Below are 439 nucleotides of genomic sequence, written 5' to 3'. Positions count from 1 at the left end.
CCGTTGAACAGGCAGAGGTTGAACGCCGCAAAGCCATCGAATTGGCCGAGCAAGACCGCGCCATCGCCGTTGCCGAAAAATCACGCGCCGAATCCGAAGCCAAAGCCGAAGCCGACAAAGCCCGTGCCGCAGCTGTTCGTGAAGAAGAAAGCGTGATTACCGTACGCGAAACCGAACGCGCCGAGCGTGCTAAAGCGGTCGAACTGATTGCCGCAGAAGAAGCCGCGCAAAAAGATGCGATTTCGCTCACTGTTGCCGCCGAAGCTGAAAAACAAGCTGCACAAGACCGCGCTGAAGCCGTGCGTATTGCCGCCGAAGCCGAAGCCGAAAAACACCGCCTGCAAGCCAAAGGTGAGGCCGATGCCAAAATTCTGTTGGCGCAAGCGCAAGAGCAACAATACAAGGTTGACGCCGAAGGTACCCGCGCTGTGAACGAAGC

General features: G+C 57.6%; 1 pseudogene. It reads left to right on the top strand.

What is annotated here, in order from left to right:
* Window positions 1-439, top strand: a pseudogene (locus tag ACTHUR_RS21235) (flotillin family protein); the annotation flags it as partial.

The sequence above is a fragment of the Neisseria sp. P0021.S007 genome (assembly GCF_051956855.1).
This window is presented reverse-complemented; position numbering and strand designations above follow the sequence as displayed.